At 68.5% G+C, this 20,324-nt stretch carries 15 protein-coding genes; 7 read left to right on the top strand and 8 right to left on the bottom strand.

Annotation, left to right across the window (positions count from 1 at the left end; all coding sequences use genetic code 11):
- Positions 1–96: 96 nt before the first annotated feature.
- Complete coding sequence (locus HZS54_RS19505; protein WP_179918724.1) at positions 97–1,797, bottom strand: glycoside hydrolase family 2 protein; 1,701 nt, start codon at positions 1,795–1,797, stop codon at positions 97–99.
- Between the two features lie 87 nt (positions 1,798–1,884).
- Between HZS54_RS19505 and HZS54_RS19500 the strand changes: the two genes are divergently transcribed.
- Together HZS54_RS19500 and HZS54_RS19495 are read left to right on the top strand one after the other, a co-directional pair.
- The gene (locus tag HZS54_RS19500) at positions 1,885–4,047 is read left to right on the top strand and encodes a periplasmic substrate-binding domain-containing protein (RefSeq protein ID WP_179918723.1); all 2,163 of its coding nucleotides are present in this window, start codon (positions 1,885–1,887) and stop codon (positions 4,045–4,047) included.
- Positions 4,048–4,136: 89 nt separating this feature from the next.
- Positions 4,137–4,379 (top strand): DUF8074 family membrane protein, encoded by a 243-nt coding sequence (locus HZS54_RS19495; protein ID WP_179918722.1) that lies wholly within the window; start codon positions 4,137–4,139, stop codon positions 4,377–4,379.
- Between the two features lie 33 nt (positions 4,380–4,412).
- On the opposite strand, the gene HZS54_RS19490 is transcribed toward HZS54_RS19495, so the two are convergent.
- On the bottom strand, positions 4,413–5,162 hold the full coding sequence (locus HZS54_RS19490; RefSeq protein ID WP_179918721.1) for a ThuA domain-containing protein: 750 nt from the start codon (positions 5,160–5,162) through the stop codon (positions 4,413–4,415).
- A gap of 200 nt (positions 5,163–5,362) precedes the next feature.
- Between HZS54_RS19490 and HZS54_RS19485 the strand changes: the two genes are divergently transcribed.
- Positions 5,363–7,102: a glycoside hydrolase family 9 protein gene (locus tag HZS54_RS19485; RefSeq protein WP_179918720.1), complete on the top strand. Its 1,740-nt coding sequence runs from the start codon at positions 5,363–5,365 to the stop codon at positions 7,100–7,102.
- A 31-nt stretch (positions 7,103–7,133) separates the two neighbouring features.
- Here the strand turns inward: HZS54_RS19485 and HZS54_RS19480 are convergent, their stop codons facing one another.
- Together HZS54_RS19480 and HZS54_RS19475 are read right to left on the bottom strand one after the other, a co-directional pair.
- Entirely contained in the window at positions 7,134–8,141 is a 1,008-nt protein-coding gene (locus tag HZS54_RS19480; RefSeq protein ID WP_179918719.1) for an LLM class flavin-dependent oxidoreductase, read from the bottom strand.
- A 489-nt stretch (positions 8,142–8,630) separates the two neighbouring features.
- Positions 8,631–11,099, bottom strand: a complete 2,469-nt coding sequence (locus tag HZS54_RS19475) for a glycoside hydrolase family 31 protein (protein ID WP_179918718.1) — start codon at positions 11,097–11,099, stop codon at positions 8,631–8,633.
- 176 nt (positions 11,100–11,275) lie between these two features.
- On the opposite strand from HZS54_RS19475, the gene HZS54_RS19470 reads away from it, so the two are divergent.
- Both HZS54_RS19470 and HZS54_RS19465 read left to right on the top strand, forming a co-directional pair.
- Positions 11,276–12,259, top strand: coding sequence for an endo-1,4-beta-xylanase (locus HZS54_RS19470; RefSeq protein ID WP_179918717.1), 984 nt, complete (start codon positions 11,276–11,278; stop codon positions 12,257–12,259).
- Between the two features lie 274 nt (positions 12,260–12,533).
- Positions 12,534–13,232: an MBL fold metallo-hydrolase gene (locus tag HZS54_RS19465; protein WP_179918716.1), complete on the top strand. Its 699-nt coding sequence runs from the start codon at positions 12,534–12,536 to the stop codon at positions 13,230–13,232.
- 204 nt (positions 13,233–13,436) lie between these two features.
- Here HZS54_RS19465 and gfo6 read toward each other — a convergent pair whose 3' ends face one another.
- Both gfo6 and uxaC read right to left on the bottom strand, forming a co-directional pair.
- The gene (gene gfo6, locus HZS54_RS19460; RefSeq protein WP_179918715.1) at positions 13,437–14,504 is read right to left on the bottom strand and encodes a D-xylose 1-dehydrogenase Gfo6; all 1,068 of its coding nucleotides are present in this window, start codon (positions 14,502–14,504) and stop codon (positions 13,437–13,439) included.
- Between the two features lie 86 nt (positions 14,505–14,590).
- The gene (gene uxaC / locus HZS54_RS19455) at positions 14,591–15,958 is read right to left on the bottom strand and encodes a glucuronate isomerase (RefSeq protein ID WP_179918714.1); all 1,368 of its coding nucleotides are present in this window, start codon (positions 15,956–15,958) and stop codon (positions 14,591–14,593) included.
- 168 nt (positions 15,959–16,126) lie between these two features.
- On the opposite strand from uxaC, the gene HZS54_RS19450 reads away from it, so the two are divergent.
- Both HZS54_RS19450 and HZS54_RS19445 read left to right on the top strand, forming a co-directional pair.
- Positions 16,127–16,747 (top strand): histidine phosphatase family protein, encoded by a 621-nt coding sequence (locus HZS54_RS19450; protein ID WP_179918713.1) that lies wholly within the window; start codon positions 16,127–16,129, stop codon positions 16,745–16,747.
- Positions 16,748–16,876: 129 nt separating this feature from the next.
- Positions 16,877–17,959: an LLM class flavin-dependent oxidoreductase gene (locus HZS54_RS19445; RefSeq protein WP_179918712.1), complete on the top strand. Its 1,083-nt coding sequence runs from the start codon at positions 16,877–16,879 to the stop codon at positions 17,957–17,959.
- A gap of 69 nt (positions 17,960–18,028) precedes the next feature.
- On the opposite strand, the gene HZS54_RS19440 is transcribed toward HZS54_RS19445, so the two are convergent.
- A complete protein-coding gene (locus HZS54_RS19440; RefSeq protein WP_179918711.1) occupies positions 18,029–18,802 on the bottom strand; it encodes an IclR family transcriptional regulator in 774 nt (257 codons plus the stop codon).
- Between the two features lie 384 nt (positions 18,803–19,186).
- Positions 19,187–20,272 carry a mannonate dehydratase gene (locus tag HZS54_RS19435; protein ID WP_179918710.1) on the bottom strand — a complete coding sequence of 362 codons (1,086 nt, stop codon included), beginning with the start codon at positions 20,270–20,272 and terminating at the stop codon, positions 19,187–19,189.
- Between the last annotated feature and the right edge of the window lie 52 nt (positions 20,273–20,324).

The following is a 20,324-nucleotide window of genomic DNA, read 5'->3' as shown; positions in this document are numbered from 1 at the left end:
CTCGTTACTCGGTCCCGAGTAACTATTTTTGGAGAACGTCGTTCGATATTCAAAAACGGGGGAGGGGAGCGAGACAGGCCGGAGCGGGTCGACGAGTCAGTCGTCGGCGAGACGGTCGCGGAGGACGCGGTACGCCTCCTTGGGCCGTCGGTGCTCGTCGACGATGCCCTTGTTGTTGTGCGTCCGCGGTCTGGTCATCGCCGCCTCGGGGTCGGTGAGCGTGTCGCAGAACTGCCAGACGGCGAAGCCGGCGACGTCGTCGCGCTCGCGGAACAGGTCGACGCAGTCGGCGAGCAGGTCGGCCTGGTAGGACTCGGACCACTTGCGACCCTCGTGAGTGCGCTCGCCCGGGACGGCGCCGGCGCCGAACTCCGTGACGACGATCGGTTTCTCGCCGTACTCCGCGGCGATCCCGTCGAGGAACTCGTCCCAGTCGCCGTCGCGGTACCAGCCCCAGTAGGCGTTGACCGACAGGAAGTCACAGAAGTCGAAGACCTCGTCGGTCGCGCCCTCGAAGTCGGTGTTCGAGGCGGCGGTGACCAGCCGGGAGTCGTCGACCCCGTCGGCGGCCCACTTGAGCTGGCGGGTGCCGTCGACGACGGTCGGGTGGTCGTTCGCGCACTCGTTCGAGAGGCTCCAGGCGAATATCGACGGGTGGTGGCGGTCGCGCTCGATCATCTCCACGAGCGCGCGCTGGGCGCGCTCCTGGCTGGACGTCATCGTCGACTCGTCGACCTGCCACATCGGGATCTCCTCGATCACGAGGACGCCCTCCTCGTCGCACAGGTCGAGAAACCGCGGGTGGTTCGGGTAGTGCGAGCACCTGACCGCGTTGCAGCCGGCCCGCCGTATCAGGTCGAGATCCCGCTCCTGGACCCGCAGCGGCTGGGCGGAGCCCCACTCCGGGTGGTCCTCGTGGCGGTTGACGCCCGCGATATCGACGGGCTCGCCGTTGATCAGGATCTCGCGGCCGGCGGTCGAGACGGTGCGGAACCCGATCCGGTCGCGCAGGTCGTCGGCGAAGGCGTCGCCCTCGCGTTCGTCGGCCTGCTCGCCGTGCAGTCGCGCTTCCACGTCGTAGAGCGTCGGGTCGTCGGGGCTCCACCGGTCCACGTCCTCGACGTCGAGACCGAGCGTCGCCGTGGCAGCGTCCATGCCCTCCACCGCGACGGAGTCGGTGACCGACGCGTCGCCGACGGAGACGGTCAGGTCGGGTTCGGCCGGACGCGGGCCGACGTTGTGCAACGTCACCTCCGCTTCGACCGTCGCCTCGTCGCCGTAGAGGTCGTACTCGACGGCCAGGTCCCGGACGTACACGTCGGGCACGGTCTCGGCGACGACTTCGCGGTGGATGCCGCCGTGGGGGAACCAGTCGGCGTCGTCGTGGGGGAGCGTCGCCTCCCCTCGCGTGTTGTCCGCGCGGACGACGAGTTCGTGTTCGCCCGCGTCGAGGTGCCGGGCGAGCGCGGTGAACGGCGTGTACGACCCCTCGTGACTCGCCACCTCCTCGCCGTCGAGATAGACCGTCGCGTCGTGGGCGACCCCGTGGAAGGTGAACAGGAGCGACTCCTCGCCGGTCTCGAACGTCCGCCGGTACCACGCCGGCCCGACGTAGTCGGCGTACTCGGTGTGGGCGTTCCAGGAACTCGGGACGGAGATCCGGTCGGCCACCTCGGTGGGGAACGACTCGCCGTAGTCGGCGTCGTACCCCTCGTTCTCGGGGTCCGCGAGGAACTCCCACTGCCCGTCGAGGGTCCGCCGGCGCCGTTCCGTCGTCGTCTCGAAGGTCCGGTGCATGGCTGTTGCTCGGTCGCCGACGGCGAATAAACGTTGCTACCGCCGGGCCGAAATACTAAGTTCTACTGTCACGACATGTCGGTATCGATGGTTGGCGACCCTCACGACGGGAGCGAGGCGGACGGGACCGGTGGCGCCGCCGGCGAGTCCCGAGACGGCTCGGCGGGTTCCCGGGGGCTGGACAGGCGAGCGTTCGTCTCGCTCGCCGGCGCGGCCGCCGCGACCGCGCTGGCGGGCTGCTCGAACGAGTCCGACGACGGCGACACGACCACCGCCGGCCGGCAGCGCGACGTGGACGGGCCGGTGGTGTCGGTGATGACCAGCGCGCAACCAAGCACCCTCGACATGGGGCCGAACACGAGCACGCCGTACGGTCGGCCGCACTTCGAGGGATTCCTCCAGAGTCTCGTGTTGCCGACGCACGGGCCCAGCGGCGAACCGTACACCAGCGGCCACACGTGGTCGGTCGACGGGGGTGAACTGTCGGTTCCCTGTGCCGTCGCGGCCTACGAGGTCACCGACGACGGGGCGGTCGCGGTGACCTTCGACGACCGTCTCACCTACTGGAACGGGGACACGCTCGACGCGCGGGCCTACCACGTGCGCGACCGGATCGAGTGGCTGGAGGTCAACGGCGCGTTCACCGAGGACGAGTTCACAGCCGAACTCGTCGGCGACACCGAGTACCGGTGGACGCCGATGGGCGGGTCGATCAACCCCGCTGCGGCGCGGACGGCCCTCCACCCCGGACCGCCGCCGCTCCCGACGGCCTACAACGAGCCGTGGCTGGAGCGCTTCGGGGACGCGTCCTCGAAAGACCAGGTTCGGGACACGTACCTCGACTACCGGCAGGGGAAACTCTCCATCGAAACCTACGTCGAGGAGGGCTACGGGACCGGTCGCTACGCGCCTCGTTCGACCGACGACGTGACGAGCGAACTCATCGAAGTGCCCTACAGCCTCCGGACGAACACCGAGGTGGTCTACGCCGAACCGCGCGAGGACTACCCCGGCTCGACCGACCGGCCGACGCTCCGCATCCTCGGCGGCGCCAATGGCTACAGCGGGCCGGCGCTGGACCCCGCAGGCAGCGGGAGCGCCGGCGGGGGCGGCGTCGACGCCGGGACCTTCTACGACCCGCGGGACTTCGTCAACGGCGAGGAGGTCGACGCCGGCACGGGCGTCATCGCCGAGTCGAAGGGGGACTTCTTCCGCGCGCAGGTCCCCGACGCCATCGAGCAAGCGGACACCTGGGCCAACCCCGCCGCCGGCGGGAAGCAACTCGTCTTCAACTGGGAGCGGCCCCACCTGCGGCGCCTGTGGGTCCGACGGGCCGTCGCGGCGGCGGCACCGTTCGAGCGGATGCGCTACAACCAGTACGGCCCGGGGACGATGCCGCCGTCCTCCCACTCGGGGCTGCTCGGGTCGACCGCCGAGCGCGCGCTGGGCAGCGAGTTCGTCGACTCGCTGTACGAGTACCCGCAGGAAGCCGACACCGACCTGGCGGCGGAGTGGCTCCGCCGCGCGGGCTACGAGCGAGTGGAGGGGGTCTGGCAGCGTCCCGACGGCGACCCCCTCTCGCTGACGCTGACCGTGTACTCGGCGAACATCAACGAGGTTCAGACGCTCATCGCGGGGCTGGAGTCGTTCGGCGTCGCCGTCGAGACGGAGCAACTGCTCGGCAAGGGCATCTCCTTCGAGGACAGCGTCCGCAAGGGCGGGTTCGACCTCCTGCTGGCGAACGTCCCCGCCGGGCAGGCGGCGCTGCCGGTCTACGGCGACTGGTTCTCCGCCGGCGATGGGTGGGTTGCGATGCCGCCCATCACCGTCGCGGGCAACCCGCTCGGGAGTTGCCGCGACGACCCGCCCGCCGCCTCGGTGCCCGACTCCGTGACGCTCCCCGACCAACCGGGGGCGCTGACGGTCGACGGCGTCGACTACCCCGACGGCGGCGCGACCTACGAGTTCCCGGGCGCGGGCGAGACGGTCGCGCTCTGCGAGGCGGTCGAGCGCCTGCGCGACGCCGGGACCGACGAGGCGGGCTTCCGCGAGGCGGCCCGGCGCTGTGCCCGCTGGTACAACTACGCGCTCCCCAACGCCGTGTTCGTCCAGGACAGGGTCGGCCTCTGGGCGGATCTGGAGCGGTTCGCCGTCGCGGCCGACGAGGGGCGGTCGACCGAGATGGCGCGGGGCGAACCGGTCGCGCCCATGCACTACCACGTGCAGGCGGGGACGCTCCGGGAACGGTAGTTCGCGAGACCGCTCGCCGGGCGCGGTCACCGCTCGACCGTTCCGTCGGCGAGCGCCAGTTCTATGCACCCCCGTCCCACAGAGCGAGTATGGAACTCGAACCGGTCGACGGGGCGGTGTTCATCTACACCTTCGGGGTGATGTTCAGCGCCCTCTGGCTCTCTGAGCCCGGGACACCGCCGCTGAACCTCTTCGTCTTCGTGTTGTTCGGCGTCGTCTCGGCGGGGTGGACCGCCTACTTCAAGTGGCAGATCGCGCCGCAGTTCCTCCCCGACGAGGACGAGGAAGAGGAGGAACCGGAGACGCCGCGGCCGCCGACCGCCGAGGAGTAGTCCGGCTCGGCCGCTCCGGACGAGACCGCCCGGTCAGTGGACCGTCCGCTCGTCGGAGGTGTCGATGTCCTCGCGGGGCTCGGTGTTGCCGCCGCTGGAGGTGGCGCGGTCGTCGCTGGGCGCCGCCCACTCGACGGCGTTGGCGAGGACGTTCTGAATCTCCTCGTCGTGATAGATGGGATAGGTCTCGTGACCCGGTCGGAAGTAGAAGATCCGGCCGCTACCGCGGCGGTAGGTACAGCCCGAGCGGAACACCTCGCCGCCCTCGAACCAGGAGTTGAACACGAGCGTCTCGGGCTGAGGGATATCGAAGCGCTCGCCATACATCTCCGCCTCGTCGAGTTCGATGCAGTCGTCGACCCCGTCGGCGATGGGGTGGCTCGGCTCGATGACCCACAGCCGCTCGCGCTCGGCGGCCTCGCGCCACTTCAGCGAGCAACTGGTGCCCATCAGCCGCTTGAACACCTTCGAGAAGTGCGCCGAGTGGAGGACGAGCAGGCCCATCCCGTCGCGGACGGCCTCGACGACCCGTTCGGCGACCTCGTCGTCGACCTCGTCGTGGGCGGCGTGACCCCACCAGGTCAGCACGTCGGTTTCGGCGAGCACGTCCTCGGTGAGGCCGTGTTCGGGTTCCTGGAGCGTCGCCGTCTCGGTGTCGAAGCCGCGCGCTTCGAGCGCGTCGGCGATGGCGCCGTGGATGCCGTCGGGGTAGACCTCGGCGACGGTCTCCGACTCCTGCTCGTGGACGAACTCGTTCCAGACCGTGACGCGCGTGTCGGGCATGTCCGATCGCTCGCCGCCCGCACGCAAGCGCGTTCGGGTTCCGGAGAGACTGTTCGGTGACGGGCGACTTATCGGGCGGCGTCGCCGCTCACCTCGCGGGTGGCCGTCCGAGCGGTCGCCCGACGACGCGCCGCCGGAACCGGAGAGTTACCCGACCAACCGCGCGCTTTTTGTCGGCGGTCGGCAACGACGGGCAACGAATGACCGAGTCCGAACCGGGGTCCGAGCGCCCCACCGAGCGGGTCCGCGTCGACCAGGTCGGCTACCTCCCGTCGGCGCCCAAACGGGCGGTTGTCGCCGTCGAATCCGAGCGGTCCGCGATCGAGGCCGAGCGGTTCGTCGTCCGCGGGAGCGACGGCGGGACGGTCGCTCGCTCGGGAGCGCTCTCCGACCCGGTCGACGACCCCGACGCGGGCGAGACGGTCCGCCGCGCCGACTTTTCCGCGCTCTCCGAACCGGGCGAGTACCGCGTCGCGGTCGGCCGGGGCGAGACGGCCGACGGCGACCTCCGGGAGACGACGGGCGAGTCGGTCCCCTTCCGCGTCGGTGCGGACGTGTACGAGGACACACTCGCCGACGCCGTCCGGCTCTACACGTGCAAGCGCTCGAACACCGCCATCGACGACCCCGTCACCGGGCTGGACGTGCCGGCCGGCCACACACAGGACGCCGAGGCGCGGATGTACTTCGACGACGCGTTCCGCGAGGAGGGGGAGCGACTGGACGTCTCCGGCGGGTGGTACGACGCCGGCGACTACGGGAAGTACGTCCCTCCGGGCGCGGTGACGGTGGGGCAGATGCTCCTGGCCTACGAGCGCTACCCCGACGCGTTCGAGACCGGGCAGTGCGACCTGCCGGTCGAGCGGTCGGCAGGCGAGACCGACCTGCCCGACTTGCTCGCCGAGGCGAAGTTCGAACTCGAATGGTTGGAACGGATGCAGCGCGAGGACGGCGCCGTCTACCACAAGGTCGCAGCGCGGGAGTGGCCCGCCATCGACGAGGCGCCGACCGGCGACGACCGCGACCGGTTCGTCTACGGGCTCTCGACGTTCGGGACCGCTCAGTACGCGGCCGCGATGGCGATGGCCGCGCGGGTGTACGCCGACGACGCACCCGAGTTCGCGGATCGAGCCCTCGAAAACGCTCGGGAGGCCCACGATTACCTCGAATCGAATCCGGAGCCCGAGTTCCGCTTCGACGCGGGCCAGGACGACGGCTCGGGCCCCTACCGCAAGGACACCGACCGCGAGGAACGCTTCTGGGCCGCTGCCGAGTTGCTGAAGACCACCGGGAACACCCGGTACGCCGACTACCTGGAGGTCCGGTTCGTCGACCTGTTCGACGCCGCCCCTCGGGCACCGGTCTGGACCGACACGCTCTCGCTCGGCCAGTGGGCCTACCTGACCGCCGACGCGGCCGACGACGCCCGCGCCGACCGCCTGGCATCGGCGTTCCTCGACTACGCCGACGACCTCGTCGCCGACATCGAGGCCGGCGGCTACCGCTGCGCGCTCGGTACCGACGACTACCACTGGGCGTCGACCAAGCTCGCGCTCTCGAAGGGCGGGATGCTCCTGCTCGCGAACGCGATCGAACCGGACGAGCGCTACGTCGCCGGCGCGCTCGACCAGTTGCACTACGCCTTCGGGCGGACGCCGACCGGCTACAGCTACGTGACCGGCCAGGGAACCCACCCGCCGCGCAACCCTCACGACCGGCTCGTCGAAGGCACGGAGACGGACATCCCGGGAATGGTCGTCAGCGGCGCCAACCGCAACGGCGACGACGAGCGTCTCGCCGAGTTCATCGAGCGGACCGACGCGCCGCCCGCGAAGTGCTACGTCGACGCGACGGAGTCGTACTCGGCCAACGAGTGGGCCATCGACTACACCGCACCGATCTTCCTCCTCCTCGGTCACGCCGCCACGATGGGCGACTGACCGGCGAGGCCCGGTCACCGGATCGCCCCTCTCAGTCGACCCGCGGCGCGACCTCGTCGCCGAACAGCTCGATCCCGCTGGTGCTCGGGAAGTCCGGGAAGATGAGCTGCAGTTTCCCGAAGCCCAGCTCCCGGATCGGCTCGATCTGCTCGGCGACCTCCGCGGGCGTTCCGATGAGGAAATCGCCCTTCTCACGGGCCTCTTCGGGCGTCGTGAGCTGGTCGTCCACGTCCTCTTCCTCACCCCACGGCAGCGGGAAGATCTCCTCGCACAGCCGGTCGAGTTCGTCGGGGTCCTCGCGGACGATGCAGTGAGCGAGCCACGACCGCTCGACCTCGTCGGGGTCGCGACCCGCCTCTTCGAGGTACTCGTCGAACTTTCGCGCTTTGAACTCGATCGGTTTCCCGCGGGCTCGCCCGGATATCTCGACGTTCCACTCGTCGGCGTGGCGGGCGGCCAGCCGGAGCATCCGCGGGCCCGCGCCGCCGACGACGATCGGCGGATGTGGGTCCTGGATCGGTTTCGGCTCGTTGAACGCGTCCTCGATCTCGTAGTGGTCCCCCGAGAAGTCGGGCTCGGCCTCGGTGAACATCGCCTTCACCACCTGGATCCCCTCGTCGAGCATGTCGATGCGCTGGTTCACGGGCGGGAAGTCGTAGCCGTAGGCCTCGTGTTCCTCGCGGTGCCAGCCGCAGCCGAGTCCGAGACGGACCCGGCCGTCCGAGAGGTGGTCGACGGTCGTCGCCATCTTCGCCAGCAGCGCGGGGTTGCGGTAGGTGATCGAGCCGACCAGCGGGCCGATATCCATGTCGGTGCCGTGGGTTCGCTCGGCGATAGCCGACAGCAGCGTCCAGACCTCGAACTCCTCGTGGTTCGGCCCGAGCAGGAAATGATCCGGCGCCCACAGCCCGTCGAGGCCGGCATCGACGGCGGCGTCGACGCCCGCCATCACCGTCTCGCGGTCGACGTGCTCGAGGAGGGGGGTGTCGCGGTGGACCCCCGCGCCCGCGTAGCAGCCGACCATCCAATCGAATTGCATAGTGGACGGGCGGGCGGCGCGAACTTGAGTGTCGGGGTCGATCTGTCGTTGAAGTGCAAGAGACGACCGCGACCGCAGTCGACAGCAGGCGATGAAAGCCCTCGACCCGCTCGCTAGCAGTTGGATCGACTGCAGGCGACAGCAGGCGATGAAAGCCCTCGACCCGCTCGCGGTCGCTGAGCGGGATATCCGCGCTCTCCGCACGGCCCGCGCGGATAGTGCCCGCTCAGGCGACTCCCGGCGCGAGCGCGCCTCGCCCTTTCAGTCCGCCAGGGACCGCAACGGCACCACGGCCGCCCCGCACAGCACCGCAGACAGCCACGAGCCTCCCCAGCCGATTCGCTCCTGTCGTCGCTCATCCCTCGCGCGACTATTTCGAGCGGCCCGCCAAGAGGCGGGCACGCTCGACAGCACGCGCCGACCGCACCGCAACCGTCCTCTTCTGCACTGACTCCCTCTCGACATCCACCGGAGTCGAACTCTTCGCCCCTACCGCTCCACGTCGACGCTCGCCTCGCTCCCGTCGTATTCGAGCGTCGCGTCGGGATCCGCGAGTTCGACACCGGTCCCGCGCCCCTCGCCGACGACGACCACCTCGAAGTCGCGCTCGTCGACGAGTTCCGGGAACGAGCCCTCGCGCTCGGCGACGGTCAGTTCGTCGGCGCTGTCGTCCCAGCGGATCGGGGTGAAGGCGTAGTCGCCGTCCTCGTAGTCGTAGCCGTCGCCGGCGTCCTCGTAGGCGTCGAACTCGCCGTCGCGGCCCGGGTAGACGCGCAGTTCCCAGGCTGCGTCGGGCTTCTCGCCGGTATGCTGGATCTGGGGCCCCATCGGAACGACGCTCCCGGCTTTCACGAACAGGGGCAACTTCTCCAGGGGCGCGTCGGCGAGAATCGTCTGGCCGCCCACGTAGCGCTCGCCCGTCCAGAAGTCGTACCAGTCGGTCCCTTCGGGGAGATACACCTCGCGCGCCTCGGCCTTCCCCGACAGTTCCTCCGAGTCGGGGCCGTAGTACATCGGTTCGGTGACCGGGCAGACGAGCAGGGAGGGGCCGAACATGAACTGGTCGCCCACGTCGTGAGCGTCCTCGTCGTCGGGGAACGCCAGCGCGAGGTGGCGGTACATCGTATAGTCGCGGTGGGTCTCCCACCCGGCCAGCGAGTAGAGGTAGGGCAGGAGGCGGTAGCGCAGGCGGTCGAACTTGACGAGCGTGTCGTAGGTGCGGTCGCCGGGCTCGCCGAAGCGCCACATTTCACGGGGCGTGTCGGTGCCGTGCGAGCGGAACATCGGCAGGAAGGCGCCGTACTGGAACCAGCGGACGTACAGCTCCCGATACCCGAGGTCGTCGACGCCGTCGTCGAAGTCGCCGTCGGTGATCCACGAGGGGCCGTCGCCGACGAAGAACGCGCCCACGTCGAGCGTCCACTTCGGGTTCCCGGCGGCGGTGAACTGCAGGCCGTCGGCGATCTGCGTGCGGTACCGGTCCCACGTCGCCTCGATGTCGCCCGACCACGTGATCGCGCCGTAGCGCTGCTGACCCGGGTAGCCCGACCGGGTGAGGTTGATGACGCGCTTGTCGTCCGTGGTCGCGCGCTGGCCCTCGTACATCCCCTTGGCCTGGTGGAGCGAGTAGGTGTTGAGGTAGCCGGGGTCGAAGACGCGCTTGAAGGCGTCGGTGGTGTGCTTGGCGAGGGCGAACGGGTCGGGCGCCGTGGGCAGGGTCCAGGTGGGGTCGTACGGCTCGGTGGAGTCGCACCACCAGGCGTCGACGCCGTGGTCGAACAGGCCCTCCTTGGCCTGGTTCCAGTAGATGTCGCGGGCTTCCTCGGAGAACGCATTGTAGTAGCGCTGTTCGTTGCCCGGGGCGGGCACGTCCTCGTCGTCGAGGATGTGGCCCGCGTCGCTCATCTCGTCGTAGTTCTCGCCGGCCAGCATGTTGGGCCAGATCGAGACCATCAGCCGGACGTTCCGCTCGTGGAGCGCGTCCATCGTCGCCGAGGGGTCGGGGTAGCGGCCCTCGTGGAAGGACTTCTGGCCCCACTGGCCCCAGTCGCCGGCGGGGCCGCCCCACTCCTCGAAGTTGGGGTGGTGGTCCTCCGTGTCGGGCCAGTACTGCCAGTCCTGGACGACGCAGTCGATGGGCACCTCGCGGTCGCGGTACTCGTCGACCACCTCCACGAGTTCCTCGCCCATCTCGTAGCGCTCCTTGGACTGGACGTAGCCGTAGGACCACTTCGGGAGCATCGTCGCCTCGCCGGTGAGGTCTCGGAAGCCTGCGATCACCTCGTCGGGGTCGCCGGCGACGACGAACACGTCCAGCGCGTCGTCGCACTCCGTCCAGACGTACGACCCGTGCTGGTCGTCGTGGAACGTCGTCAGCGAGCCGGTGTTCCACAGCATCCCGTAGCCGCCGGTCGACAGGATGGCGGGCATCGCGACCTTGGTGTTGCCCTGATAGAGGGTCTGGCCCTCGCCGCTGTAGTCGGCGACGCCGCCCTCGTGCTGGCCCAGCCCGAGGATCGCCTCGCTGTCGTCGAACTCCAGGTCCAGCCGCGTCGAGTACGCCTCCCGGTCGAGGCTCTCGCGGGGTGTGGCGACCTCGTGGTCGCCCACCGTCAGGTCCTCCGGGGAGACCGGGACGAGCGACTTTCCGCCCTCGTCGGGCTCGCGCACGAGCAGGTCGCCGTCGGCGTCGCGCCACGTCAGCGCGCCCGTCTCGCGGTCGAGTTCGACGCGCAGGGCGTCGGTGACGAGTTCGAACTCGCGCTCGCGCTCGACCAGGGCCCACTCGCCGTCGGGGTCCTGTTCGACGACCATCGGGCTCTCGGGGTCGGGGATTTCATCGCCGGCGGTGTAGACCAGCCGGACGACGTCGTCGGCGAGGACCTGCAGTTTGAGGCGGTGCTCGCCCGCGTCGAACAGCGGGCCGTCGGCGTCCCGTCGGAGGGCCGTTACGTGCATGCGCACACCCTCAGACGGGTGCCTCTTGAGGATTCCCCTCACGGCGGACCGCTCCGGGACCCCCCGCACGTTTTACCGTGGACTCGCGCCGGCCCCGTCCGGATTCGACCGGATTCGGAATCACGAGCGAGAATCACCCCGGTATCTTTATTCGGGAGTGCTCGTCTGTTCGGGGTATGGCAGACGACGATAGACTGCGCGACGTGGCCGACGACCGGGACTTCCAGATCGGCGCCGCGGTCGCCGCCCAGCCGCTCCGGACCGACGCCGCCTACAAGAAGCTCCTGCGCAACGAGTTCAACTACGTCACCGCCGAGAACGCCCTGAAGATGGGACCACTCCGTCCCGAGGAAGGGGTCTACGACTTCACCGACGCGGACGCCGTCGTCAACTACGCCCGCGAGCACGACCAGGCGGTCCGCGCCCACACGCTGGCCTGGCACAACCAGACGCCCGAGTGGTTCCAGGAGTGGGACCACACGCCCGGGCAGCTGGAGAACTTCCTGCGCGACCACGTCCACACCGCCGCCGGCCGCTACCGCAGCAAGGTCGACACCTGGGACGTGGTCAACGAGGCCGTCGCCGACGACGGCACCATGCGCGAGAACCTCTGGTACGAGGCGCTGGGCGAGGAGTACCTCGACAAGGCGTTCCGCTGGGCGAACGAGGTCGCCCCCGACACGGATCTGTACTACAACGACTACGGCGCCGACGGCGTCAACGTCAAGTCCGACGCCATCTACGACCTCGTCGAGCGGATGCTCGACCGGGGCGTCCCCATCGACGGCGTCGGCCTCCAGATGCACGCGCTCCACGAGAAGCCCGGTATCGACTCCGTCGCCGAGAACATCCGCCGGTTCAAGGACCTGGGCCTCGACGTGGAGATCACCGAGTTTGACGTGGCCTACCTCCCCGAGGACGACCCCGGCGACCAGGAGGCCCGCTGGGAGAAACAGGCCGACTTCTACCGCGACATCACCGAGGTCTGCCTCGACGAGGGCGTCGACACGATGATCGTCTGGGGCGTCCGCGACTCCGACTCGTGGATCCCCGGCTGGTTCGAGAACCTCACCGGTGACCCGCTCCTGTTCGACTCCGGCAACGACCCCAAGCCCGCCTACGACGCCATCAAGGAGACGCTCGCGAACTACGAGGCGTAGCGAAAGGGCGGTAACGATACGTTTGGCGTCGAGATCGACGGTTTCCTGACCGAAACCGCGGCTCTGTCCCGCCTGCGAACCGAGTTCGAAATCCCGTTCGAACACTGATAGCGTCCGCTGGATCGTTGTGAGCACAGAGCGCACAACCGACGATTAGAGCGTCGTTGGTAGCCGAGATAATAATAGAGGCAGAACATATTGCTAGAAAATCCCTCATTGACCCGCAATTTTAACAGATGTTTTAATAATGATGTAGTGTCAACATCGAAGTACGATGGCCGGACAGGACTCGGATCACGCGACCGAGGTCGCATCGGACGTGTATCTGCTGAGTGAGTTTCCCCGACGGTACCTGAACGCGTACGTAGTGGGGGACGTGCTGGTCGACGCGGGAACGCGCTGGTGGGGCCGGCGACTGGTCCGGCGTCTGCGCGCCCACGACATCGAGAAACACGTCCTCACGCACGCCCATCCCGACCACCAGGGAATGACTGCGGCCGTCTGTGAGGAGATTGACATTCCTGTCCTGTGCCACGAGGACGAGCGGGCCGTGGTGGAATCCGGTGAGACGTCCCCGCCGATGCCTCAGAATCGAACGAACGAGCTGTTCGAGCGATTCATGGCCGGTGACGGTCATCCAGTCGCAGAGGCGGTGGAGGCGGGGGACTCCGTCGGTGAGTTCGAGGTGGTCGAAACTCCCGGCAACGCCCCCGGGCACATCTCCCTGTGGAGAGAAGCTGACGGGACAGTCCTCCTCGGCGACGTGCTGTCGAACATCCATCTGTTTTCGCTCCGGTACGGCTTACACGAACTCCCGAGCAGGTTCACCCACAGCCCGACGCGGAGTATCGAGTCGGCCCGAAAGATCGCCGACCTGGAGCCGGATTTGGTTTGCTTCGGTCACGGCCCTCCACTCACGGACGGAACCAGATTCCAGGACTTCGTCGCCGACCTCGGACAGAGCCGTCGCTGACGACACTCCGTTGATTCCGAAGTCGGAGGCTCGTGCCGCTCACTGTATCGATCGCTCCGTAGTATCCCGTGTCGAATCAACTCCCTGTGCGTAGCGAGCCGCTCCGAACAAGTACCGGCGGATCACCGATCCCGTACGTCCCTGCCCGCTGTACTGAGCGCCCGAGGGCCACACGCGCGGAACCCAAGACGGAGAAGACAGCTCTTAGAGATCGATACGCCCGCCCGACTCGCCCGATTCGTAGATGGCGTCGGCGATCCGCATGTCCTCGTAGCCGTGCTGGCCGTCGGGACCGATCGCCATGTCGGTCAGGACGCCGGTGGCGAAGTAGTCGAACTCCTCGACCATCTCGGAGGGTTCGGAGACCTCGACGACCTGCTCCTCGCCGCCGGCGCTGACGGTGATCGTCCGATCGGCGTCGACGTTGAACGGCACGTCCACCCGGACCCGGCCGTGGGTGCCGCCGACCTCGAAGTAGTTGTCGCCGGCGACCTCGTAGCCGGTGTCGCACTGGGCGACCGCGCCGCCGGGGAACTCCATCGTGAACGCGGCGTACTTCTCTAGACCGTCGAATTCCTCGGGTCCTTCCACCGTGGTCGCGTGGACGGCCTCGGGGTCGGCGTCGAGGACGAATCGCGAGGTGTTGAGGGGATAGACTCCGAGGTCCATCAGCGGGCCGCCGCCCGCGAGGTCCGGGTTCAGCCGCCACTGGTCCATGTCCTCGCCGGCGGCGATGAGGTTGTACGAGAAGGAGCCGCGGGTGTGGACGGGGTCGCCGATGGCGCCGTCCTGCACGATATCGCGGAGCCACCGGATCGACCGGGTCGCGTGCATCCGGTAGGCGGTCATGAGTTCGACGCCGCTCTCCTCGCAGGCCTCGACGCACTTGCGAGCGCGCTCGGCGTTCGCCTCCAGCGGTTTCTCGCAGAGCACGTCCTTGCCGAGTTCCGCGGCCGTCTCGACGTGGGGGAGATGGAGGGCGTTGGGTGTGACGACGTAGACGGCGTCGTAGGCGTCGCTCGCCTCGCCGTCGGCGTAGTCGTCGTAGGTCAGCGCGTGGGCGACGCTCTTCTCGTCGGCGACGCGCTCGGCCTTCTCGCGGTCGCCGCTGACGACGACCGTCGTCTCGCAGAAGTCGGACTCCTCGATCGCGGGGATCGCCACGTCCGGTCCGAACCAGCCCAGGCCGAGGACGGCGAACCGGACGGGCGCGCCGTCGACCGGGCGCGCCCAGTCGCGCTCGTCGAACGAACTCGGTACGTCGATATCCATACCACGACCCAGTGGAGCCACCGGCAAAAAGGGAGTCGGTCCCGGAAGCGGCGGAGCGAACGCCGCCGGTCGCCCGAACGCCGCGGTCAGAACCCGTACAGTTCCTTCGGGCGCTCGTAGGCGACGTGGTCGACCAGGTCCTCGGCCACGTCGAGCGGGATCTGCCCGCGCTCGACCTTCTTGCCGACGACGTTGGCGAGCGTGCGGCGGAACATCTCGAAGCGCGAGTCGAAGGAGAGGAGCTTGCGCGAGTCGCTGACCATCCCGGCGTGGTTGGCCAGGAGATCGACGCTCCCGACGTAGTCGAGCTGGTGGTCCATCCCGAACGGGCTGTCGTTGAACCACCAGGCGGGCCCGACGCTGACGTTCGAGTACGCCCGCGCGAGCGTCGTCAGCGTCGGGTAGTGGCTCGGGTCGACGCAGTAGAGGATGATCTCGCCCTCCCCGTCGAAGCGGTCGAGGTAGTAGTCCAGCCCCTCGGCGATGTCGATGTCGCCCATCGACACGTCGCCGCCCGACGCCGCGCCGAGTTCGTCGTACAACTCTTCCCGGTAGTCCCGCAGCGCGCCGATGTGTAGCTGGGACACCCAGCCGGCCTCGCTGTTCAACTCGCCGATGAACTCCAGCAGGTAGGCCTGGAAGTCGCCGATCTCCCGTTCGGACAGCGACTCGCCGGCGCGGCGCTTGGCGAAGACCTCCGCGGCGCGGGCCTCGCTGACCGGCCGCGAGACCGGTTCGAGGATGCCCAGGTCGCTCGCCGCGCAGCCGTGGTCGTCGAAGTAGTCGTGGGTGGCTTCCAGCGCGTCGAGATAGCCCGCGAAGTCGTCGGTGTCGAACGCCGTGGCGTCAGCGAGGTCGTCGGCGAACTCCAGGAAGCCCGACTTCTGGACGTTCACGGCCGGGTCCGCGCGCCACGTCGGGCGAATATCCACGCCCTCGACCTCGTCGACGGCGCGTTCGTGGTATTCGAGCTGCGACGTGGGGTTGTCCGTCGTCGCCAGGACCTCGACGTTCATCTCCCGCAGGAGCTCCTGCGGGCGCATGTCGTCGGCTTCGAGCTGCGATTTCGTCTCCGTCCAGATCTCGTCGGCGGTCGCGGCGGAGACCGGCTCGTCGATGCCGAACCGCCGTTTGAGATCGAGGTGGAGCCACTCGTAGACCGGATTCCCGGCCATCTCGGGGACGACCTCGGCGAAGGCGTCCCACTTCTCGCGGTTGGACGCGTCGCCGGTGATCAGTTCCTCGTCGACGCCGCGCTTGCGCATCATCGACCAGACGTAGTGGTCGGTGGCGCCCTGGACCTCCCAGATGTCGGTCCAGCCGTCGTTCTCGACGATCTCCACGATGTCGGCGTGGTTGTGCGGGTCGAGGATCGGCCGGTCCGCGATCTCGGCGTACAGGTCGCGGGCGGCCTCCGTTTCGAGCAGGTAGGTTTCGTCGTCGAGGAAGCTCATGTCGTTCGGATCCAGTCCCGATTCGCTCATAAAGGTAGCTGTCCGATGCCGCGGCGCGTCCAGTTCGAGATGCGCTCCGACCGACGCCGTGGACCGGTCGCCGGTTCGACGCGAGTCGAGGCAGGCCGAACCAGAACCCTCATGGCGTCGTTCTGTCCATCGACGGATATGACGACGATAGTCGCGGTCCGGCACGGCGAGACCGAGTGGAACCGGACGCGACGGCTGCAGGGGTGGGCTCCCGTTCCACTCACCGACCGGGGTCGAGCGCAGGCGGACCGACTCGGTGCGACACTCGCAGACCGATACGATATCGACCGGGTACTGTCGTCGGACCTCTGCCGGGCCGAGGAGACGGTCGAGGTCCTGTGCGACCACCTCGACGCGCCCGTCACCTTCGATCCCGCGTGGCGCGAACGCGATGTCGGCGTCCACCAGGGCCTGCAGTTCGACGAGATGCCGGAGCGATTCCCCGAGTACGACCTTTCGGCGTCCGGTCCGGAGGCGGCGCACAGGTCCCCGGAGAGTGGTGAGAGCCTCGTGGACGTTCGCGAACGCGTCGTCGAGCGGTGGGAGACGATGCTGGCGGAGTCCGAATCGGGCGAGACTGTCCTCGTCGTGACGCACGGTGGTCCCGTTCGCCTGCTGCTCGGACACCTGAACGCCCTCGACATCGTCGAGGCGATCCTGGAACGGTCACAGGGGCACTGCTCGATCAACGAGGTCGAGTACGACCACGAGACCGGGACGGCGAGGGTCGTCCGAGAGAACGACACCAGTCACTGTTGACCCGTCCACGCTCGCGGTCCGGATCGACACCGCCACGACGGCGGCGCAGCGGCCTCCGAGTGAGAGGGCGCCCGGCTGCGGAACGGACGGTGCGTCAGTTATTTACTCCGATCGACCGACCCGTCGAGCATGAGCGAACGAGAGCCCGAGGACCTGAACTTCGGGTGCCAGGTCGTGACCTACGGCGACGTGCAGGGAACCATCGAGGACGCGGTCCGCGCCGAGGATGCGGGTTTCGACGTCATCACCGTCCCGGACCACCTCTTTCACCCCACGGGCTCCGAGGAGTTCCTCGTCGACCCGCCGTGGGAGGCGTTCACCGTCCTCGGCGCGATCGCCCAGCACACCGACGAGGCGATGCTGATGCCCGGCGTCACCGACTCGGTGCGGCGCCACCCCACCGAACTCGCGCACATCGGGACCACCCTGGACCAGATGACCGACGGCCGGTTCGGGCTGGGCATCGGCGCCGGCGAGGCGTTCAACTTCACGCCCGTCGAGGACATCGACTGGGACGATCCGTTCGGTCGGTTCTCGGAGGCGTTCAAGGTGATCGACCGGCTGTGGGATTCGACCGCCGACGACCCCGTCGACTTCGACGGGGAGTTCTACCAGCTGGCGGACGCGCACATGGGCCTGAAACCCGTCCAGGAGCCCCGGCCGCCGATGTGGGTCGGGGGGTACGGCCCGAGCATGCGCGGGTTCACCGGCGCGCTCGGCGACGGGTGGTTCCCGTGGATCCACGCGCCCGAGCAGTACGAGGAAGACCTCCAGCGCGTCCTCGACGTGGCCGAGGACCGCGGCCGCGACCCCGACGACATCGACCGCGCGGTCATGATCCCGACCACGGTCTCGGAGGACGGCGACGAGGCCCGCGAGGCGGCCATCGAGCGCAACCGGACGAGTCTCGCGTTGCGGCCGCCGCTGCTGGCGAAGATGGGGTACGAGGACATCGCCGACGAGACGCCGATCATGTTCGAGATGGCCTTCGACGAGGAGCAGGAGGAGCGACTGCTGAACGCGGCCGAGAAGATCCCGGACGAGGCCGTCGACGCGGTGACCGTCTCCGGGACGCCCGAGGAGGCCATCGCGGACCTGGAACGCTGGGTCGAGGCGGGGCTGGACAACGTCGTCCTCATCCCGGTCGGCGACTTCGAGGAGACCCTGGCTCACTACGAGGAGACGATAATCCCGCACTTCGACGGGGAGTAGGGAGAGCGTACCAGGGGCGAGCCGGCGCCGGCCGACGCGCGCCCGGACGGTGGTGGCCGCCCTCTCGACCTACTCGTACGCGTACTTCACTTCGACGACGTTGACGGTGTTGCGGAGTTCCGGCAGGATCGCGTCCTCGATCCGCTCGTCGTCGAGCCGTTCTTTCGGGCCGGAGACCGAGATGGAGCCGACCACGCGCCCGTCGACGACGACGGGCGAGGCGACGGAGCGGATCCCCTCGCGGCGCTCCTCGTCCTCGATGGCGTAGCCGCGGTCCTCGATCCGGGCGAGTTCGCGGTCCAGCCGGTCGCGGTCGGTGATCGTGTGCCGGGTCGCTCTCGGCAGGCCGTAGGTGTCGACGACCTCGTCGACGTAGTCGGCGGGGAGGTGCGCGAGGATGGCCTTGCCGAGGGCGGTCCAGTGCATCTCGGTGTGCTCGCCGATCGGGGCGTTGTCGTAGACGGCCTCGGTCCCCTCGGCCTGGTAGAGGATGACCCGCTGGCCGTTCTCCTCCATCCCGAGGTTGGCGACTTCGCCGGTGGATTCGGCGAGCGCCTCGATCTCGGCCCTGGTCGCGCGGAAGACGTTCCGCCGCTGCCTGACCGCGACGCCGTCGCGGAGGAACCGACAGCTCAGCCGGTAGCCGTCCTCGCCCTGCACGACGTACCCCACGGATTCGAGCGTCGCGAGGTGGGAGTGGGCCGTGCTCGTGGGGATGTCCAGCGCCGTCGCCACGTCGTCGATCCGCACGGTCCCCCGCTCGCGCATGACGCCGACGACCGCGAAGGCCCGCTCGACGGCCCCGATCGCGCTGTCGCCCGCACCCGGTTCGGTGATTCCCATATCGCTCCGTACGATTCGCCAGTGGTAAAATCTACTGATGTTGGAACGGCCCGCTCTCATTACAGTCCTATACCTGTATTCCGATCTCGGTCGATTGGTGTGTTATCAGCCCACACGCCCCTCGCTCTTCGGCGACCCCCACCGCCTGTAACGGGACCGTATATAACGATCGTTGGTGCCGCTACTGTTCCACCGATGGTGGAACGCATCGTGTGAACCCGACACGTGACGGTCGAGTAACAGAAACGTGGCGAACGCTGGCGGTCGTTTTCCGGCTCGAAGCGATGCTGGAGGCGCAGCCGGTCGGCGGCAGCGACGGGTCGGGAGGTGGTCGCGGCTCGGCGTGACGGCCGTGGATCGGCGACGGAGAAGAGCGAACTCGGTTCAGTCCTGTGCGACGGCTTCGACGCCGGCGTCGCGGGCCGCCTGTTCGGCGCGCATCGCCTTCAGCATCCCGCGGAGGTAGCCGACGGTGTAGGCGCGGCCGCGGTGTTCCCAGTCGGTGTCCCCCTCCAGGTGGGGAGTGTGGTCGGGGATCATCATGCCCGAGAAGCCGACCTCGTCGAGGAGCCTGAGCAGTTCGTACTCGTCGAAGTTGCCCTCGTCGACGAAGTCCTCGGAGAACTTCGGGACGGTCCCCGAGACGTCGCGGAAGTGGACGTAGAAGATCTCGTCGCGCTCGCCGAAGTAGCGGACCACCTCGTCCAGCGGCTCGCCCATCTCCGACCAGCAGCCGAGACACAGCTCCAGGCCGTGATGGTCGGTGTCGCGGTAGTTCATCGCCCGCTTGAAGTTCTCGAAGTTGCGGAACAGCTGGGGGATCCCGCCGAGTTTCTCCATCGGCGGGTCGCTCGGGTGCAGACACATCTTCACGCCCGCCTCCTCGGCGACCGGGAGGATCTCGTCGAGGAACCACTCGTAGTTGTCCCACATCTCCGCCTCGGTGTACTCCCGGTCGTGGGTGAGCTCGTCGATGTCCGCTTCGTCGGCGTCGAAGACGGAGACCTCGGCGCCGCCGCGGGTGGTCGTCCAGCCGGTGCGCCAGACGCCCGCGGGCGCCCAGTGGTAGCCGAAGATGGGGATGCCCGCCTCGCCCATGTTGCGGACCGTCCGCTTCATCTTCTCCATCTGCTCCTCGCGGTCGGGCCCGTCGAGCATGATGTCGTCATAGAACGAGACGGGGACGTTCTCGATGGCGTTGAGTCGCACGCCCTCCGATTCGACGCGCTCGCGGAGCTCGCGGAGGTTCTCCGCGGACCACTCGCCGTCGCCCGTCAGCGGTACCCGCTCGTCGTCGGGCATGTGTTCGTAGTCCGGCTCGTCGACCTGGTACATGTTCAGCAGGATATCGTCGGCACCGAGCTGTTTGATGTATCGCAGACGGTCTGGCGACGGGTCCATGAACTGGCCCGCGCCGACCCGCATCGGCAAGTCCTCGAACGATCTCGGCTCGTCGCTGTCGGTCGCCATACTCCCCGTACCGGAGGCGGCGTTATAAATCTCGTCACCCGAGTCCCGGACC

This window comes from Halosimplex pelagicum, from assembly GCF_013415905.1.
Taxonomy (GTDB): Archaea; Halobacteriota; Halobacteria; order Halobacteriales; family Haloarculaceae; genus Halosimplex; species Halosimplex pelagicum.
The sequence above is the reverse complement of the archived record's forward strand: the minus strand, read 5'-3'. Positions and strand labels throughout refer to the sequence as shown.

Bases quoted from the DNA above. Each gene is read 5' to 3' on its own strand.
- uxaC (WP_179918714.1), bottom strand. From the start codon at position 15,958: ATGAGCTTCCTCGACGACGAAACCTACCTGCTCGAAACGGAGGCCGCC.
- HZS54_RS19465 (WP_179918716.1), top strand. From the start codon at position 12,534: ATGGCCGGACAGGACTCGGATCACGCGACCGAGGTCGCATCGGACGTG.
- HZS54_RS19505 (WP_179918724.1), bottom strand. From the start codon at position 1,797: ATGCACCGGACCTTCGAGACGACGACGGAACGGCGCCGGCGGACCCTC.
- HZS54_RS19495 (WP_179918722.1), top strand. From the start codon at position 4,137: ATGGAACTCGAACCGGTCGACGGGGCGGTGTTCATCTACACCTTCGGG.
- HZS54_RS19475 (WP_179918718.1), bottom strand. From the start codon at position 11,099: ATGCACGTAACGGCCCTCCGACGGGACGCCGACGGCCCGCTGTTCGAC.
- HZS54_RS19470 (WP_179918717.1), top strand. From the start codon at position 11,276: ATGGCAGACGACGATAGACTGCGCGACGTGGCCGACGACCGGGACTTC.
- HZS54_RS19440 (WP_179918711.1), bottom strand. From the start codon at position 18,802: ATGGGAATCACCGAACCGGGTGCGGGCGACAGCGCGATCGGGGCCGTC.
- gfo6 (WP_179918715.1), bottom strand. From the start codon at position 14,504: ATGGATATCGACGTACCGAGTTCGTTCGACGAGCGCGACTGGGCGCGC.
- HZS54_RS19485 (WP_179918720.1), top strand. From the start codon at position 5,363: ATGACCGAGTCCGAACCGGGGTCCGAGCGCCCCACCGAGCGGGTCCGC.
- HZS54_RS19450 (WP_179918713.1), top strand. From the start codon at position 16,127: ATGACGACGATAGTCGCGGTCCGGCACGGCGAGACCGAGTGGAACCGG.
- HZS54_RS19435 (WP_179918710.1), bottom strand. From the start codon at position 20,272: ATGGCGACCGACAGCGACGAGCCGAGATCGTTCGAGGACTTGCCGATG.
- HZS54_RS19490 (WP_179918721.1), bottom strand. From the start codon at position 5,162: ATGCCCGACACGCGCGTCACGGTCTGGAACGAGTTCGTCCACGAGCAG.
- HZS54_RS19445 (WP_179918712.1), top strand. From the start codon at position 16,877: ATGAGCGAACGAGAGCCCGAGGACCTGAACTTCGGGTGCCAGGTCGTG.
- HZS54_RS19480 (WP_179918719.1), bottom strand. From the start codon at position 8,141: ATGCAATTCGATTGGATGGTCGGCTGCTACGCGGGCGCGGGGGTCCAC.
- HZS54_RS19500 (WP_179918723.1), top strand. From the start codon at position 1,885: ATGGTTGGCGACCCTCACGACGGGAGCGAGGCGGACGGGACCGGTGGC.